General features: G+C 53.2%; 16 protein-coding genes. 7 read left to right on the top strand and 9 right to left on the bottom strand.

Features of this window, described 5'->3' with window-relative positions:
• Positions 1-19: 19 nt before the first annotated feature.
• Complete coding sequence (locus CPAR_RS04540) at positions 20-1,342, top strand: ATP-binding protein (RefSeq protein WP_012502133.1); 1,323 nt, start codon at positions 20-22, stop codon at positions 1,340-1,342.
• The gene (locus tag CPAR_RS04535) at positions 1,342-1,764 is read left to right on the top strand and encodes an NUDIX hydrolase (RefSeq protein ID WP_012502132.1); all 423 of its coding nucleotides are present in this window, start codon (positions 1,342-1,344) and stop codon (positions 1,762-1,764) included. The genes CPAR_RS04540 and CPAR_RS04535 overlap by 1 nt, the downstream gene beginning before the upstream one ends.
• On the opposite strand, the gene CPAR_RS04530 is transcribed toward CPAR_RS04535, so the two are convergent.
• Positions 1,755-2,120 carry a hypothetical protein gene (locus CPAR_RS04530; protein ID WP_012502131.1) on the bottom strand — a complete coding sequence of 122 codons (366 nt, stop codon included), beginning with the start codon at positions 2,118-2,120 and terminating at the stop codon, positions 1,755-1,757. The genes CPAR_RS04535 and CPAR_RS04530 overlap by 10 nt on opposite strands.
• A 236-nt stretch (positions 2,121-2,356) precedes the next feature.
• Here CPAR_RS04530 and CPAR_RS04525 point away from each other — a divergent pair, with 236 nt between their 5' ends.
• Together CPAR_RS04525 and CPAR_RS04520 are read left to right on the top strand one after the other, a co-directional pair.
• Positions 2,357-3,289, top strand: a complete 933-nt coding sequence (locus tag CPAR_RS04525) for a YeiH family protein (RefSeq protein WP_012502130.1) — start codon at positions 2,357-2,359, stop codon at positions 3,287-3,289.
• Between the two features lie 29 nt (positions 3,290-3,318).
• Positions 3,319-3,780 (top strand): universal stress protein, encoded by a 462-nt coding sequence (locus CPAR_RS04520; RefSeq protein WP_012502129.1) that lies wholly within the window; start codon positions 3,319-3,321, stop codon positions 3,778-3,780.
• A 314-nt stretch (positions 3,781-4,094) separates the two neighbouring features.
• On the opposite strand, the gene CPAR_RS04515 is transcribed toward CPAR_RS04520, so the two are convergent.
• The 6 genes from CPAR_RS04515 to cyoA all read right to left on the bottom strand — a co-directional run bounded on the left by CPAR_RS04515 (position 4,095) and on the right by cyoA (position 9,031).
• Entirely contained in the window at positions 4,095-4,499 is a 405-nt protein-coding gene (locus CPAR_RS04515) for a hypothetical protein (protein ID WP_012502128.1), read from the bottom strand.
• 45 nt (positions 4,500-4,544) lie between these two features.
• On the bottom strand, positions 4,545-5,012 hold the full coding sequence (locus CPAR_RS04510; RefSeq protein ID WP_012502127.1) for a hypothetical protein: 468 nt from the start codon (positions 5,010-5,012) through the stop codon (positions 4,545-4,547).
• 133 nt (positions 5,013-5,145) lie between these two features.
• Positions 5,146-5,472 (bottom strand): cytochrome o ubiquinol oxidase subunit IV, encoded by a 327-nt coding sequence (cyoD, locus tag CPAR_RS04505; protein ID WP_012502126.1) that lies wholly within the window; start codon positions 5,470-5,472, stop codon positions 5,146-5,148.
• A 35-nt stretch (positions 5,473-5,507) separates the two neighbouring features.
• On the bottom strand, positions 5,508-6,101 hold the full coding sequence (cyoC, locus tag CPAR_RS04500; protein ID WP_041466132.1) for a cytochrome o ubiquinol oxidase subunit III: 594 nt from the start codon (positions 6,099-6,101) through the stop codon (positions 5,508-5,510).
• 28 nt (positions 6,102-6,129) lie between these two features.
• Positions 6,130-8,121, bottom strand: coding sequence for a cytochrome o ubiquinol oxidase subunit I (gene cyoB / locus CPAR_RS04495; protein ID WP_012502124.1), 1,992 nt, complete (start codon positions 8,119-8,121; stop codon positions 6,130-6,132).
• A gap of 1 nt (position 8,122) precedes the next feature.
• Positions 8,123-9,031: a ubiquinol oxidase subunit II gene (gene cyoA, locus CPAR_RS04490; RefSeq protein WP_012502123.1), complete on the bottom strand. Its 909-nt coding sequence runs from the start codon at positions 9,029-9,031 to the stop codon at positions 8,123-8,125.
• A 336-nt stretch (positions 9,032-9,367) separates the two neighbouring features.
• Here cyoA and cyoE point away from each other — a divergent pair, with 336 nt between their 5' ends.
• Positions 9,368-10,225 carry a heme o synthase gene (gene cyoE, locus CPAR_RS04485; RefSeq protein WP_012502122.1) on the top strand — a complete coding sequence of 286 codons (858 nt, stop codon included), beginning with the start codon at positions 9,368-9,370 and terminating at the stop codon, positions 10,223-10,225.
• A 68-nt stretch (positions 10,226-10,293) separates the two neighbouring features.
• Here the strand turns inward: cyoE and CPAR_RS04480 are convergent, their stop codons facing one another.
• The gene (locus CPAR_RS04480; RefSeq protein ID WP_012502121.1) at positions 10,294-11,571 is read right to left on the bottom strand and encodes an NAD(P)/FAD-dependent oxidoreductase; all 1,278 of its coding nucleotides are present in this window, start codon (positions 11,569-11,571) and stop codon (positions 10,294-10,296) included.
• Between the two features lie 361 nt (positions 11,572-11,932).
• Here CPAR_RS04480 and CPAR_RS04475 point away from each other — a divergent pair, with 361 nt between their 5' ends.
• Positions 11,933-13,027 carry a 3-oxoacyl-ACP synthase III family protein gene (locus tag CPAR_RS04475; protein WP_012502120.1) on the top strand — a complete coding sequence of 365 codons (1,095 nt, stop codon included), beginning with the start codon at positions 11,933-11,935 and terminating at the stop codon, positions 13,025-13,027.
• A gap of 113 nt (positions 13,028-13,140) precedes the next feature.
• Here the strand turns inward: CPAR_RS04475 and CPAR_RS04470 are convergent, their stop codons facing one another.
• Positions 13,141-13,593: a hypothetical protein gene (locus tag CPAR_RS04470; protein ID WP_012502119.1), complete on the bottom strand. Its 453-nt coding sequence runs from the start codon at positions 13,591-13,593 to the stop codon at positions 13,141-13,143.
• Positions 13,594-14,270: 677 nt separating this feature from the next.
• Here CPAR_RS04470 and CPAR_RS04465 point away from each other — a divergent pair.
• Positions 14,271-15,254: an alcohol dehydrogenase catalytic domain-containing protein gene (locus tag CPAR_RS04465; RefSeq protein ID WP_012502117.1), complete on the top strand. Its 984-nt coding sequence runs from the start codon at positions 14,271-14,273 to the stop codon at positions 15,252-15,254.
• Positions 15,255-15,310 lie beyond the last annotated feature (56 nt).

The following is a 15,310-nucleotide window of genomic DNA, read 5'->3' as shown; positions in this document are numbered from 1 at the left end:
TACAGCTTTACCGATAAAAATGGTTAATCCTGACAATCTTAACACGGCCTTACAATGGCTAAATACAACCATAACCCATTGCTTGGAGGTTTATTTCAGCAATACTGAAGAGTATGAGCCTGAGCCGATCAGTTTGTTTCCCGACAATTCATGGTTGCCCAATTTCCTGGAACAGCGCCACCCGTCTCTGGAAGAGTTTACCCTGCCATTGCTCGCACTTGCACCCCATCTTCAGCCTGATTTCTTCAGCAAGATCATCGCCAAATTTCTCCCCGACGGCGGCGACTTCCCTGAGTTCGGCGGACTCAGAGGCACAAACCACCGCGGCATCCTGCCCACCGGCGAGACGGCGCAGTTTGTCATTGCGGGTGACGATCTTGAAAAGCGGCTGGAGGTGCAGCGCATCCTCAGCAACGACCACTGGTTCGCCAGAGAGCACATTCTCTGGCTGGAGCCAGTACCGGAGGGCGAACCGGTCATGAGCGGGCGGCTGACGCTCAATCCAGAGGTAGTCGAACAGCTCACGCTCGGCACGACGAGCAAGCCGCGCTTCAGCATGGACTTCCCCGCCGAGCCGATCGAAACCGACATGGAGTGGAGCGATCTGGTGCTTCCCGCAACAACCCTGCAACAGATTCGGGAGATCGAACACTGGATTCTGCACAACGACACGCTGCTGCACGACTGGGGCATGAAAAAGCGCGTCAAACCGGGCTACCGTGCGCTCTTCTACGGCCCACCCGGCACCGGCAAGACGCTGACGGCAACGCTGCTCGGCAAAGAGACCGGCAAGCAGGTGTTCCGCATCGACCTGTCGCGCATCATCTCGAAGTACATCGGCGAAACCGAAAAGAACCTCTCGCGCCTCTTCGACAAGGCGGAGAACAAGAACTGGATCCTCTTTTTTGACGAAGCCGACGCGCTCTTCGGCAAACGCACCGACATCCGCGACGCGCACGACAAATACGCCAATCAGGAGACCGCCTACCTCTTGCAACGCATCGAGAGCCATAACGGGCTGATTATCCTCGCCTCCAACAAGCGCGGCAACCTCGACGAAGCCTTTTCGCGGCGCTTCCAGAGCATCATCAACTTCCCCATGCCCAAAGCCGACGACCGCCACACGCTCTGGATGAACACCCTGCCGGAGCAACTGAAAATCGACGAACAGATCGACTGGCACTCCATCGCCTCGCGCTACGAACTCTCCGGCGCGGGCATTCTGAACATCGTGCACTACTGCGCCCTCGAATCGCTGGCAGCACCGGAACGCACCCTCGACAACACACGCCTCGAACAGGCGATCCTGCGAGAGTTCATCAAGGAAGGCAAGGTGGTGTGATGAAACGATCCGGTGCGAGCATCATCCTGCAAAACAGCCGCAACGAAGTGCTGCTCTTTCTGCGCGACGACAAGCCGGACATACCGTACCCCAACTTTTGGGACTTGCCCGGCGGCCATGTGGAAGATGATGAAACTCCGGAAATGTGCATCCGGCGGGAGATGCTGGAGGAGATCGAAACCGACGTTTCTGACTGCCGACGTCATGCCGTCTACGACTTCCCTGACCGGATCGAGTGCCTCTTTTTCATGGAGTTTGAAGCTGAAACCGACACCATTCCGCTACACGAAGGCCAGCGACTGCAATGGTTTACGGAAACGGAAATTCCGTGGAACCGGCTAGCCTACGGCTTCGATCTCGTCCTTCGAGACTTCTTCGCAGGACGAAAAAGATCGGACGACGACACCCCGCCTTACTCCTGATCTTTACCGGAGGTGATGAAGCAGGTGTACTCGCCACTCCCCTCCTGTCGATCGACGTGTTCGTGCAGCGCCTGAAGCAGCCGGTCGATCTCCGCAAGCAGATGGCGGTGATTGAACGCCAGCGACACGAGGAACAGCGGAAAGGAGATGTGCTCCCGCCGCAGCTTCCGAAGCACGTTACCCATCGCCAAAGTCATCATCGAAAAACAATGCCGGTCATCCGCCCTCCGCTCCTCCGATTCAACCGCCTTCCGATCACCCTCCGTCAGATAGCGGCACGAAAACATGAAATCGCCATTTTCCCGCCACTCGACGTGAATGCTCGACGGCTTGGGCTTGTTCGATGATGGTTCCATGATACGTCACGTTGGTTATTCCGCCTGTTGGAATAGATAACATCCTCATCGGCAGCAAACCACCCGCAGAGTGCAACAAGCCTGCAAAATCGTGCCGGAACGGATGAACAGACAACAAACGTTCACGCCTCATTCAATAACTTCATATTATGATAAATAACGATTAACGATTGGCTTTGCTGTACATTTTTCGGCACTTTATAACCGGTTCACAACAAAAAATTTATGAGGTGCCAATGAACAACGAGAACATACAAAAAGCGATATTCTGGATTCTGCTAGCGGCAAGCTGCATTCCGCTGGTTCATGCGCCGATGGCGCTGGTGGCGGGCATCGTGTTCGGTATAGCTGTCGGTAATCCGTGGGGCAAGTCGGTCTCGGTGTGGACCAAGCGTCTGCTCCAGATCTCGGTGGTCGGTCTTGGCTTCGGCATGAACCTGCCGGTGCTGATCGCTACTGGCAAGAGCGCCTTCCTCTACACCGCCGTCAGCATTGCCCTGACGATGGGTATCGGCCTCTTGCTCGGCAAGCTCTTCAAGACCCCGAAGCAGACCTCGACGCTCATTTCGTTCGGCACGGCCATCTGCGGTGGCAGCGCGATTGCAGCCATGGCTCCGGTCATCAAGGCCGAGTCTGAGGAGACCGGCGTGGCGCTGGCCACCATCTTTACGCTCAACTCGCTGGCACTCATACTCTTTCCGCCGCTCGGCCACCTGCTGAACATGACGCAGGAGCAGTTCGGCATCTGGTCGGCGCTGGCCATTCACGATACCAGCAGCGTGGTCGGCGCGGCCTCGGCCTTCGGCGCCGTGGCGCTTGGCATCGGCACCACCGTCAAGCTCACCCGCGCGCTCTGGATCATGCCTTCAGCACTGATTGGCTCATGGCTGAACAAAGCAGGCGGCAAAGTCAGCATCCCGCTTTTTATCATCGGCTTCGTGCTCGCCGCGGTCATCAAGACGTTGCTCCCGCAGTTCGATACTGTCTGGCACGGCGTCAACAGCGTAGCCAAGCAGAGCCTCGTCGTCACCCTCTTCATGATCGGCAGCGGCCTGACCCGCGAAGTGCTCGCCAAAACCGGCATCAAGCCGCTCGCTCAGGGTGTAAGCCTGTGGGTCATCGTCTCGGCCATCAGCTGCCTGGCAATCATGCAGGGGCTGATTCATTGATGAATTCTGGATCAATAAACACAACCACCATGGAACCGTTCAATACCATTCTTGCGGCTGTCGATTTTTCGGAGAACTCCGATCACGCGTTCGAGTATGCGCTGACGATGGCAAAAAAATTTGACGCTCATCTCGTCGTGCTGCACGTGGTGAGCGAACAGGTCGATGTCGATCTGCGCACCTATTACGGCTCTACGATTCCGTTCGAGAAGCTTGAAGAGGATGTGATGAGCGCGGCGGAAGGAATGATGAGCGACTTCTGCTCAAGGAAACTCGGCGACTACGAGAACTACTCGACCGTCACCGCCGGCGGCCAGCCCTACAAGGAGATTCTGAACACGGCAAAAGAGCAGCAGGCAAACCTGATCGTACTCGGCACCCACGGCAGAACAGGCATCGACCACATGATTTTCGGCAGCACCGCCGAACGAGTCGTCCGACTCTCAGACACCCCCGTCATGACCATCCGCACGCACAAGTCGGGACATTAAACCGGAAATTCATGGGCGCTTTAGCAAAAGCAGGAAGCGCCCTCGTGGAGTCATGAGGTTTGAGGATTCTCACGCAGGGCAATAATTTTCTCAACCTTGACGTCAGCGATTTTTCGAGCTCCCTCCATGAAATACCCGCGCGTTCCAACTGAAATGCATGCATTTAATTTCAGAGTGCGAGTAAAGACGATAACTCAACTCGGAGTCGGCTTTGTATCCTCAGATTTTCTCGTACGTTCAGCTGTTAGGATGTAACGCCAAGAGAGAGAAGGCTTTCAGTTCGAAATAAGCTTACAAGCTGATTGAGCACCTTGTCATACGATTTCATAGTACGCATTCTCCTTAAACTCGAAGCTCTCAGAACCTAACCCTGCCAAAGACAACCGCTCTTTGAATTCAGGCTCCGAACCTTGATCGCCTTCCCAGCAGCAAAAGATCTCGATGTTCGCACCATCGCTCATCAGTTCGCCCAGATAGCGCACGAGTGAATCGTAATTGGCTTGTACCAGCAATAACTCTTCGCCAGATGCGCCTTCTTTGAAAAAACCGCAGCCGCACCCCTGGTGAGAGCCCACATAGACTACATTCTGGTTCCGAAACTGCTTTTTCACGAGCAGTTCATCGTCAATGATCGGCACCACATTGAAGCGAGGAGCCGCATCATTCCACTCAACAAGCGGAATTGGCTTATTACTGGCGAGATAGACAGCAAGGCACATTTTCAAGCATAATGCTCGGCATAACCGACGTTATTTAGACCACGATCATGGCTTGCTAAAAAGGCGGGCAAAATAACCCTTGCGCCAGTAGGCCGCCAAGCGCTCCGCGCTAAGGAAGTACTTCTGAACGGCAACCGAGTGAGAGCGTTCGACATCTTGCCAGAAGGAAGCAGGTGCGACAAAAAGCGAGTAGCCGTCACCCGTCATTGGTGTGAACTGACGAATCTCGAAGTCGGGACATAGCGCACGATTTAGCGAGGCAATAAGGTCTTCTTGTCTGGTTTTGAGCTGCACTTCAATCGGACTTGAACCTCGACCTCCCGCGTGAAGCAGAAACCCGCCGTCTTTTGCCTCAGAGCGAAGATAACCTTTTGGCAAGAAGGGCTCGACTGCGGCAATAAGCTCTAACAATCCGTCTCGCCAATCGATGACTGCACAATTGTCGCTGTCGCCAAACTGCTCAATGGCAGCTTGCTCCCCATCGAGCACACGTAAAAGTAGCGCCTTGTCCATTTTCCTATTGAAAACCGCTTACGATAAACACACAAGCAAATCATAAGCAAAATACAGTATCTCACTACGACCAAATCTTTCCCCTCTCGATCACAATCCACTCCGAACCCGCATGCAGCATTGTTTCTTTACCTCACATCATTCGCGAGTTCAATGTGTGTATTACCCAGATGGTTCCGGCGATGAAGATGAACAGCAACAGCGCGGTAAACGATATCGTTATTACGTTCCAGCGCTGGGATTTTGAGCTGTCGAGGTGTAGGAAATAGTAGAGATGGACGGCTATTTGCGCGGCGGCAGCTGCGAAAAGACCGATGACAGCAATCTGTTTCGGAACGACACCGGTCAGAACCAGACTGAATGAAATGATTGTCAGGACAACGGCGAGAATAAAACCGGTAATGTAGTTTTTATACGAAACGTGTTCGGTAGCCGTGTTTTCGATATGAGTCTGTTCCACTGTTGTGATTCCGGTTTTAATGTTTTATGACATCATTAGAGCAATTGCCACAAGTAAACAACGGTAAAGACGCCTACCCAGACTATATCCAGAAAGTGCCAGAACAGACTCAGGCGCATCAGGCGGGAGCGGACTCCAGCGGTAAATCCTTTTGTCATCACCTGAATCATCATCACGGCCATCCACAGCAAGCCGAAACTTACGTGCGTGCCATGTGTGCCGACGAGGGCAAAAAAGGATGATAAAAATCCGCTGTTCGCCGGGCCGTGTCCAGCCATAATCAATCCATGAAATTCGTGAATCTCCATCACCACGAATCCCGCGCCCAAAAGAAAAGCGACCACCAGCCCGGTCAATACTGCGCGTCTCTTTTCCTTTTGCATTGCCACCATGCCGAATCCGTAGGCAACGCTGCTGGTCAAGAGCAGCATTGTTTCCCCAAAAAGATAGGGCAGGTCAAAGAGCTGTTTCGGACCGGGGCCACCAGCGTAGTTCTGGCCCAGCACAATAAACGTGGCGAACAGGATCGCAAAAATCACAAGATCACTCATCAGGTAAATCCAGAAACCGAGCATCTGCATGTCGAGACGGTCGGGTTCTTTCCACTCTGCCAGATATGTTGAATCCATACTGTTTTGCATTGAACGCTCCGTTTTATCAACTATTCCCTGAATCTTGCGCTGCGGCCAAAGCCCGGAATCGTTCCTCTTCGATGCGCTGCACTTCGTGCGCGGGGATCACATATTCCGTGTCGTCTGTGACGGCGCTCATGATGACGGTGCCGATGATGCCAGCCATGCTCAACGCGGCCAGCCACCAGATGTACCAGACCATCGCAAAGCCGAAGGTGAGGGCCAATGCGCAGATAATCACGCCATGCGGGCGGTTTTTCGGCATACGAATGTCATGATACTTTTCGGGTCGCTGGTAGGCGACGCCGCGCTCTTTTCTGTCCCAGAAGTCGTCGATGTTCTGGACTGTCGGAATAACGGCAAAGTTATATTCGGCTGGTGGCGAGGATGTTGCCCACTCCAGCGTACGTCCGCCCCACGGGTCTCCGGTTACATCAACATTGTCTTTCCGGTTTTTGATGCTGACGATGAACTGGATTATCAGAGAGAGGATGCCAAATGCAATGAACACTGCGCCAGCGAGCGCTACAATCAGCAACGGGTGCCAGGCCAGGTTGGAGTAGTGAGACATGCGCCGAGGCATTCCCATGAACCCGAGGATATAGAGCGGCATAAAAGCGACTAAAAAACCGATAAACCAGCCCCAGAAAGCACGCTTTCCCCATTTTTCATCCAAGCGGAACCCGAATGCTTTGGGGAACCAGTACTGAATGCCCGCGAAATAGCCGAACAGTGCGCCGGGAATAAGCATGTTGTGGAAGTGCGCAATCAGAAAAACGCTGTTGTGGAACACGAAATCGGCGGGCGGGATCGACAACAGCACGCCGGTCATGCCACCAAGCACGAAGATCGTCAGAAAGCCCATCGTCCAGTACATCGGCACGCTGAAGGTAATCCGCCCGCGGTACATCGTAAACAGCCAGTCGTACACCTTGACGCCGGTCGGAATGGCGATCAGCATGGTGGTAATTCCGAAGAAGACGTTGACTTCTGGAGTATTGCCCATCGTAAAGAAGTGATGAAGCCAGACCGTGAAGGAGAGGAACATGATGGCAACCGTGGCATAGACCAGCGATTTGTAGCCAAACAGTTTTTTTCTGGAGAAGGTCGCCACCACTTCGGAAAAAACTCCGAAGGCCGGGAGAATGAGGATATAGACCTCCGGATGGCCCCACATCCAGAAAAGGTTGTTCCACAACATCATATTTCCGCCCAGATCATTGGTGTAGAAATGCATGCCGAGGTAACGATCCAGAGCCAGAAGGAAAAGGGCGGCTGTCAGCACAGGGAACGACAAAATCATGAGAACATTGGTGGTCAGCGCGGTCCAGACGAAAAGCGGCAGGCGCATGAAAGTGAGGCCCGGAGCGCGCATTTTTATGATCGTCACCAGGAAGTTGATACCCGTCAGGGTGGAGCCTACGCCGGAGATTTGCAGCGCCCACATCCAATAATCGACGCCCGTGCCGGGGTTGAATTGCTTCTCGAAAAGAGGCGCGATGCCCGACCAGCCCGCGGTGGTGAACTGGCCGACGCCGAGTGAAATCATGACGAGGAATGCGCCCGCTATGGTCAAGCCGAGGCTTATGGAGTTCATGAGCGGAAAAGCGACATCACGCGCGCCGATCTGCTGGGGGATGACGATGTTCATCAGTCCGGTCAAAAAGGGCATCAGCACGAACACAATCATGATGGTGCCGTGCGAGCCGAAAATCTGGTCGAAGTGGGGCGGCGGCAGGAATCCCGGGTTCGCGCCCGCCGCCATAGCTTGTTGCAAACGCATGAGCATGGCATCCGAAAATCCGCGTACCAGCATCACGCTCGCGAGAACAATGTACATGATGCCGATTTTCTTGTGGTCGAGGCTGGTGAGCCATTCGTTCCACAAAAATGACCACTTCCTGAACCAGGTGAGCAGTCCGATAATGACAGCCGCCAGCACCAGAGAGCCATAAACCGCGTTCATGATGATGGCGTCATTGAGCGGTATGTCGGAGAGCGATAGTTTGCCAAGCATATTATTCATGCGCCTTTCCGTTGGGTTGCGTCATTGATTTCATCGCGCCATCCGCGCCCATCCAGCCGGTAAATTGACCGACGATGTGGTCGAACAAACCGGGCACAACCGGCGAGTAAACCGTCACAGGATGATTGCTGTTGGGTTCGGCCAGCGCTTTGTATTCCGCCATGCTCAAGGCGTTCGCGGTTTGCCGAGCGTTCTGCACCCAAACCTGAAATTCTTCCGGCGTTTTTACGATTGTTTTGAAATGCATGGTGGCATACCCCTTGCCACTGAACTCCCGGTTGTGCCCATCAAAAGTGCCGGTTTCATCCGCCAGGAGATGTAACTGCGTCTGCATTCCGGCCATGGCGTACATCTGGCTTCCTAACTGGGGAACATAGAACGAGGTCATGACCGTCGCGGAGGTGAGCCGGAAATTGAGCGGCGTATGGGCCGGAAGCACAAGCTCGTTGACCGTGGCGATGTTGTAATCGGGATAGATGAAAAGCCAGTTCCAGTCCAGCGATACCACCTCGACCCGCAGCGGTTTGGCTTCGGCGGCAATCGGCTTGTACGGATCGAGCCGGAAGGTGCCAGTCCAGGTCAGCCAGGAGAGAAACGCGACAATGATGACGGGAACCAGCCAGACGATCAGTTCGACTTTGATGGAATTTGCCCAGTTTGGCTTGTAGGTGGCTTTGTCGTTAGAGGCTCTGTACCGGATGGCAAATCCGATTGCCATGACCAGAACCGGAATCACGACAATCAGCATCAGCCCGAAAGCCGTGTAGATAAGGAGGGCTTCATCGCGAGCGACAGGGCCTTTTGGCTGAAAGACCACCATCTTGTTGCACCCTGTCAGGATAAATGACGTAAAAAATAGACTGAATGCCTTGAACAAGGCGTAAGCATTATTTTTTCTCATTATCCCCCTTTCGCCAGTTATTAAATCAGGGCATAATCCTGAACGCTGAAAAATAGCGGCAGTCGTTTTGCGCTCTGCATAAGACTTGCCAGCGCGCCTTCATTGCCAGGCTCCAATTCAGTGTCAGGCATTGTTTTATTAGACGAATCTCATTGGATGAAAAATAAGAGATTACGTCATTACTGCAATAAACGTCATTTCCTGCCAAATTGGCGTATCTTTACATAAAGTAGCAAAAAGAAAGAGAAGGAGTCTTTCGGTGAGGCTGGGGCTCGGTGAATTTTTCTACACTTTCTTGTGCTATTTGATTCATCGCAAAAGAAGAAGGGTATTTCGATGCATCAGCTCTTTGCCTATATACAGTTGACAAAGCCACGCATTACGATTCTGGTCATCATGACCACCGTTGCCGGCTACCTGTTTGCCGGAGGCACGACCGTGCTGGATGCCAAGCTGTTTTACCTTGTCGCAGGATCGGTGGCGGCATGCTCCGGTTCCGCCGTACTCAACCAGTACCTGGAGCGCGACTTCGACGCCAGAATGGAGCATACCCGTGACCGGCCGATACCGGCGGGGGTGGTGCAACCGGTTCATGCCCTGAATTTCGGCATCCTTCTCGTGCTCGCTGGCGTAACCGTCGCAGGCTTGATGGTGAATCTCTTGAGTGCCTTCCTGATTCTGTTGACCGCTTTTATCTATATCGTCATCTACACGCCGATGAAAAGGGTGAGCTGGCTAAGCACGAGCCTCGGCGCGGTTTCCGGCGCTATACCACCTGTCACCGGATGGGCCGCAGCTACAGGGACAATCGGCTCCGGCGCGTGGATACTTTTTTTGATTCTGTTCCTGTGGCAGCATCCCCATTTTTACTCCGTCGCCTGGATGTATCGCAACGATTACCGCACCGGTGGATTCAAAATACTCTCGGCAATCGATTCAAGGGGGAACAGGATATTCAAACACATTCTCGCTTCTACACTGCTCCTTGTGCTCGCCTCTTTTCTTCCATACCTTTTCGGCTTGTCAGGTTTACGCTTCGGCATCAGCTCGTTACTTCTCGGAATCATTCCGGTCATGGTCAGCGTGCAGCTGTTTTTCTCGCGCTCCGACAGGGATACCCGCCGGGTTTTCAGAGCTACCCTTGCCTACCTGCCGGTGCTTTTGACGCTGATCGTTCTGGGCAGTTTTTTTTAGTGCGCTTCCGCAAACCGATGCTGGCTGCGGAAGCGCGCTTTGAAAAGTCCCCGGATGCGGACGCGCGATCACAAAATCTTGTCGCCCATCCAGGAGCCCATCTTCCACTGCCAGTACGGCACCTTGCCGCCCATCGCGAAGTAGGAGGTTTTGAAGGCGACCTTCAGGTCGTAGTAGAGCTTACCCATCTTCAGAATTTCGATGTCGCCGCCGTACCAGACGTTCGAGTGGATGTAAAAGGCCTTGCCGTCGCCCATGTCGCCGTAGCAGATCACCTCCGGGCTGTACAGCTCGCTGTCGGCTTCTTCATCGCTGAGCGCACCGAGATCGCGGGCCAGTTGCCGCGCGACGATGTAGGACTGGTGGTGGCCGATGGAGCCGAGCTTCGGTACCGTGCAGGCCGCGGCGTCACCGGCGGCATACACTTCGGGATAGTCTGGATTTTTTAGCTGCTTGTTGGTGATAACGAACCCCTTTTCGTCGCAGATCGGCAGCCCTTTCAGAAATTCGTGCGGCACCCAGTCCGGGAAGATGATCTTCAGCTCGGCCTCGATGGACTCGCCGTTGGCGAACTCGATGCCATCCTTGCCGATCTGCTTGATGTCTTCGAGCTTGTTCTTGTAGCCGAACCCCATGCCGCCCGCGATTTCAAGCAATTGCCCAACGATTTTCTTGCCCGCGTCTTCGGCGATCAGATCGGCGGGGGTGAAGATCGTCACCTTCTGCGGCCCGCCCATTTCATGATGCTTCAGCCACGAAGCGAGCGACAGCGCCATTTCGACCGGCGGTCCCTCGCAGGCGGCTTTGGCCATCGGCACGAAGTCGAGCTTGCCTTTCGTTCCCTGATGGAATCGAGCCGAGCCGATCGCGATCGGGCCGCCCTTGTAGCCGCCCTCGTGCAGGTAGTGGCGGAGCTTGTTGCCGTAAAAACCGTCCGATACGGTGTGGCCATGCTCGGCGAAGCCGTCGATCTTGTCAAACGCGAGTCGGTTGCCGAGGGCGATGACCAGGTAGTCGTAGGTGAGCACATCGGTTGTCGCGCCAGGCCGTTCGGTCGGCTGGATGGTCACTTTTTTGCTCTCGACGTCGATGTCGAGAACCTCGGCCTGGATGAAGCGGGTTTCGTCCTTGTCAAGCACCGGAGCCAGCGGGAGTTGCATGCTGCTGTCCGGATTTTTGTTTTCGAGAATTTCAATCGGGATGTTGGGAATGAAAAGCAGGTACGACCGTTTATCGACCACGGTGACCGATGCGTCTTCGGGCTTCACATGGTCACGGATGTGGCGGGCAACCTGCAATCCGGCAAAGTTGCCGCCAAGAATCAAGACATGCGGTTTCGTTTTCATCGTGTCAATCCTCCCGAGTTGTTGTTGCAGAAGTTATCAGAACCCTTTCATGCAGTAAAAAAGAACATCCGAGCTATGCAATACAATTAGTGATTACAGAGCTTAGGAAATTTTAAGCTTTGGCACTCTAACGTAACGTAATAGTCACTTTCCCCCTTTTCCAACCCAACAACAAGTTAAAACGCTATAATTCCGATGAGTTATCAGAATTTCAGGACACAATTACTTCGCACCTCAAAAAAGAGCCGTTGAATAAACTTTTCACCGTAAACCCTGCTATGATTTGATCGTTTTCCGGGGAAAAAATCGATATTTTCGATGATGTTTTTTTTCGGCAACACCTCATTAGTCCCTCCTCGTAATGCAGTCACCCGCCTTGCAGTCGTACACCTATTTCAAGAACATACAGCGTTATCAAAAACCGACCTCCAGAATTGTGTCGGTAGCTTCGGAAATCCCTGAGAACCGGGTCGATAACGAAACACTGGTCGATATGATCGACGCTCCGCCTGAGATCAAAAAGATGCTTCCGACCCTGATCTACCGAACAACCAAGTGCAAAACGCGCGCCTATTCCGAGCCGGGCACCTCCCCCTCCGACCTCGCCGTTGCCGCAGCCCTCAAAGCGCTGGATCGCTGTGAGCTCACGCTGGCGGATATCGACACACTGATCTTTTCGAGCACCGACATGGACATGCTCGAACCGGCGACGGCCAACATTGTCCAGCAGAAACTTGGGCTGGATATGCTCAATTCGTTCGATGTCACCAACGCCTGCAACAGCTTTTTGCAGGCGATAAACGTGGCCAACAGCATGATTACCACCGGCGCAGCGCGGAATGTGCTGATCTGCAGCGGCGAAATCGGCAGTTATGTCGCCAACCGCCAGATCAATTCACTTGATGAGCTTGATGTGAAAATGGGCGGTTTGACGCTGGGTGATGCCGGAGCGGCGATGATTCTTTCAGCATCAGATGGCAACAAGGGAATACTGGAAATCAACCTGATGAATCTTGGTGAACACTGGGAGCAGTGCCATGCGCCGGAAAACACGGCATGGAGGCCAAGCGGCGGCCTTATCCACGGCTGGTTCTATCTGGATATGCCAAAGCTGGCAAAAGTCGCTAAACTGCACACGGAAGCCTATTTCCGGGAATACATGATGGTTCGGATGCTTCTGGAAGGAGATGCCTTGTTCTACAACAACATCGACCAGATCATCCCCCACCAGATTTCGCGCAAATTCATCGAAAACACTGTAGGAAAATTCGGCTACGACCTTTCAAAAGTTCCCATCGTCGCCGACCTCCTCGGCAACACCGCCAGCACCTCGATTCCACTAGTACTAAGTCAACTGATCGAGGAAAAAACGCTTAGCTTCGGTTCCGGTCAGGAAGTTATGTTCTACGGAGCCGCCAGTGGGTTTGGTATAGGGCACGTGCGGGTGAGACTGTGAGGAGAAATGAGGGGAATGGGAATAACTAACTGGCAAGGCTCCATTGATCAATGGATGTTCGATTCAGATTCTGTGCATAGTAGATCACGAAACACTCGTCATTATACTTCCGCTCAGGTATTTCGCGCACGATCAACCCGCTCGATCAAGTCCTGAATCAGAGGATTTTTAGAAAAAAATGGAAAAAGGCGCGTTGGTGGGTTAAATACCAATTCCTTACCAAGCGGGCCTTCATTTCTTACATTGATCACAATACGTTCAGGAGAACTCATTTGAGCGTAATCGATATTTACTATATCTCTGAGGTTGACGCGCTGCTCTTTACCATCTTTTTTAAAAAGCAATTGATCTCCCAAGTCATACACCTCATCAACTAAATCCCACACAAGCCTCTTAAAGAAGAAATAACCGAAAACACCCATAATAATTGGCACAACAAGAAACATGACCGATTCACCGGTTGCTCCTGACCGAAGCGTTGTAACAGAAAAAAACGCCAGGAATCCAAACCAGAAAACTGGGAATACTTTCTTGAAATAGACGTTTGAGCCCGAAATCTTTTTCATTTTCTTCTCACTTAAAGCAATAATCAGATAGTTAGAACAGGTGACGGATGAACTGTCCAATACCTCGATCAAGGACAAATCCAACCTGGGCAATACATTGATAGCATAGCGCGATCTGGGCAATAGCAAAATAGGCTATCGTGATCTGTGAGAGCGATACTATGCCAATACCGAATTGACTGACACATACTATCCCTGCCGCAAATTGCCCGATGGCAATAATACCGATTGCTGGCTTAGGCACACGATTTCGATTATAACAGAAGGAGATACAGAGCAAGGGCAGACCGAAAATCAACAGTTTGGATTGATAGTAAAATCCATACCCATGCCATGTAGCTTTGTATGGCTGTGGCGCTCCACAGCGAGGACAGATTGGTGCATTTTCGCTGACAGAAGCTTTGCATTCACGACACTGAACCATAGCTATTCCCTTCGTTCTGGACTGATTATTTGGTTTCCACATAAGCTACACCCCTCTTTTCCCCTGATTTGACAGTCCTTATTCGGTGCGCCAACACCGCAAACAATAACGGTACTGATAAATCATAAGCAAAATCCTGCACTTCACCAGCGATTAATCCGTTCGATTGACTTGCGAAAGTCCCTTGAAATTATGTAGTTAGATGCGCTCCTGCAGAGGGGTCTTGTTTTTTTAACGCAGTCATCGAAATAGTATGAAAGCACTGGTGCTTACCGGCAAAGAACAGTTAAAGCTTGTGGATAAGCCAGTACCGGTTCCCGCAGAAAACGAAGTTGCCGTGCGGGTTGTTGCGACAGCGATCTGCCGAACCGATGCAAAGATGTGGCGCTCGGGACATCGTGATCTGGTGATGCCGCGCGTGCTGGGCCATGAAGTGTGCGGAAGCATCGAGGAGGCTCCAGGAAAGCTGTTCGCAATCTGGCCGGGCAAGGCTTGCGGTGCGTGCGAGGCGTGCCGGAGCGGGCGGGAGAACCTGTGCCCGGCGATGCAGATTACCGGTTTCCACCACGATGGCGGCTTTGCGGAGTTCCTCACCGTGCCGCGTTCGAGCCTGCTCGAAGTACCGAAAGGCCTAGGCGCAGCGATGGCGACGCTCGCCGAACCGCTTGCCTGCGCTGTCCATGCCATCAAACTGTGCAGTATCCGCCGCGCCGACCGGGTGCTGATCTACGGCGCGGGGACGCTCGGCTTGCTGCTTGCCCTCGCAGCCGTCAACCGAGGTGCCAGCGTAACGATGTGCGAGCCCGACGCAACAAAGCTTGACAAAAGCGCTGCATTCAGGAACCGCTACGCAATCGACGTCGATAACGCCCAAACGTCTAATGGATTCGACATCGCAATCAACGCTACCTCGTCTGCCGATACGCTCGCTTCGGGTATCGGTCGACTCACGCCGGGTGGACGGTTCTGCCTCTTCAGCGGCCTCGGCGAAGCACCCGAAAGTCCGGCGACACTCTTCAACGATTTGCACTACCGCGAACTCGAACTGGTCGGTTCCTACGGCTGTACCAAGGAGGACATGCGCGACGCCCTGCGCCTGCTCGTCCGTTACGGCCACGACCTCGGCTTTCTCATCGAACGCACGATCAGCCTCGATGAGGTACCGTCGGTCATGGAGGAAGTACTCGCAGGCAAAGGCTTCAGGCAAATAATAATCGATTTCAGCAAAAAGTCTTAACCTCTTCATCCTATACGACCTGTCAGACGTATCAGACCCATAAGACCTATTCTTAA

It is taken from the genome of Chlorobaculum parvum NCIB 8327 (assembly GCF_000020505.1).
Taxonomy (GTDB): domain Bacteria; phylum Bacteroidota; class Chlorobiia; order Chlorobiales; family Chlorobiaceae; genus Chlorobaculum; species Chlorobaculum parvum_A.
The sequence above is the reverse complement of the archived record's forward strand: the minus strand, read 5'-3'. Positions and strand labels throughout refer to the sequence as shown.

Excerpts from the sequence above, each read along its gene's own strand:
- cyoC (WP_041466132.1), bottom strand. The coding sequence starts at position 6,101 with ATGGATTCAACATATCTGGCAGAGTGGAAAGAACCCGACCGTCTCGAC.
- cyoB (WP_012502124.1), bottom strand. The coding sequence starts at position 8,121 with ATGCTTGGCAAACTATCGCTCTCCGACATACCGCTCAATGACGCCATC.
- cyoE (WP_012502122.1), top strand. The coding sequence starts at position 9,368 with ATGCATCAGCTCTTTGCCTATATACAGTTGACAAAGCCACGCATTACG.
- CPAR_RS04470 (WP_012502119.1), bottom strand. The coding sequence starts at position 13,593 with ATGAAAAAGATTTCGGGCTCAAACGTCTATTTCAAGAAAGTATTCCCA.
- CPAR_RS04510 (WP_012502127.1), bottom strand. The coding sequence starts at position 5,012 with ATGGACAAGGCGCTACTTTTACGTGTGCTCGATGGGGAGCAAGCTGCC.
- cyoA (WP_012502123.1), bottom strand. The coding sequence starts at position 9,031 with ATGAGAAAAAATAATGCTTACGCCTTGTTCAAGGCATTCAGTCTATTT.
- CPAR_RS04515 (WP_012502128.1), bottom strand. The coding sequence starts at position 4,499 with ATGTGCCTTGCTGTCTATCTCGCCAGTAATAAGCCAATTCCGCTTGTT.
- CPAR_RS04535 (WP_012502132.1), top strand. The coding sequence starts at position 1,342 with ATGAAACGATCCGGTGCGAGCATCATCCTGCAAAACAGCCGCAACGAA.
- CPAR_RS04540 (WP_012502133.1), top strand. The coding sequence starts at position 20 with ATGGTTAATCCTGACAATCTTAACACGGCCTTACAATGGCTAAATACA.
- CPAR_RS04520 (WP_012502129.1), top strand. The coding sequence starts at position 3,319 with ATGGAACCGTTCAATACCATTCTTGCGGCTGTCGATTTTTCGGAGAAC.
- CPAR_RS04530 (WP_012502131.1), bottom strand. The coding sequence starts at position 2,120 with ATGGAACCATCATCGAACAAGCCCAAGCCGTCGAGCATTCACGTCGAG.
- CPAR_RS04525 (WP_012502130.1), top strand. The coding sequence starts at position 2,357 with ATGAACAACGAGAACATACAAAAAGCGATATTCTGGATTCTGCTAGCG.
- CPAR_RS04465 (WP_012502117.1), top strand. The coding sequence starts at position 14,271 with ATGAAAGCACTGGTGCTTACCGGCAAAGAACAGTTAAAGCTTGTGGAT.
- CPAR_RS04480 (WP_012502121.1), bottom strand. The coding sequence starts at position 11,571 with ATGAAAACGAAACCGCATGTCTTGATTCTTGGCGGCAACTTTGCCGGA.
- CPAR_RS04475 (WP_012502120.1), top strand. The coding sequence starts at position 11,933 with ATGCAGTCACCCGCCTTGCAGTCGTACACCTATTTCAAGAACATACAG.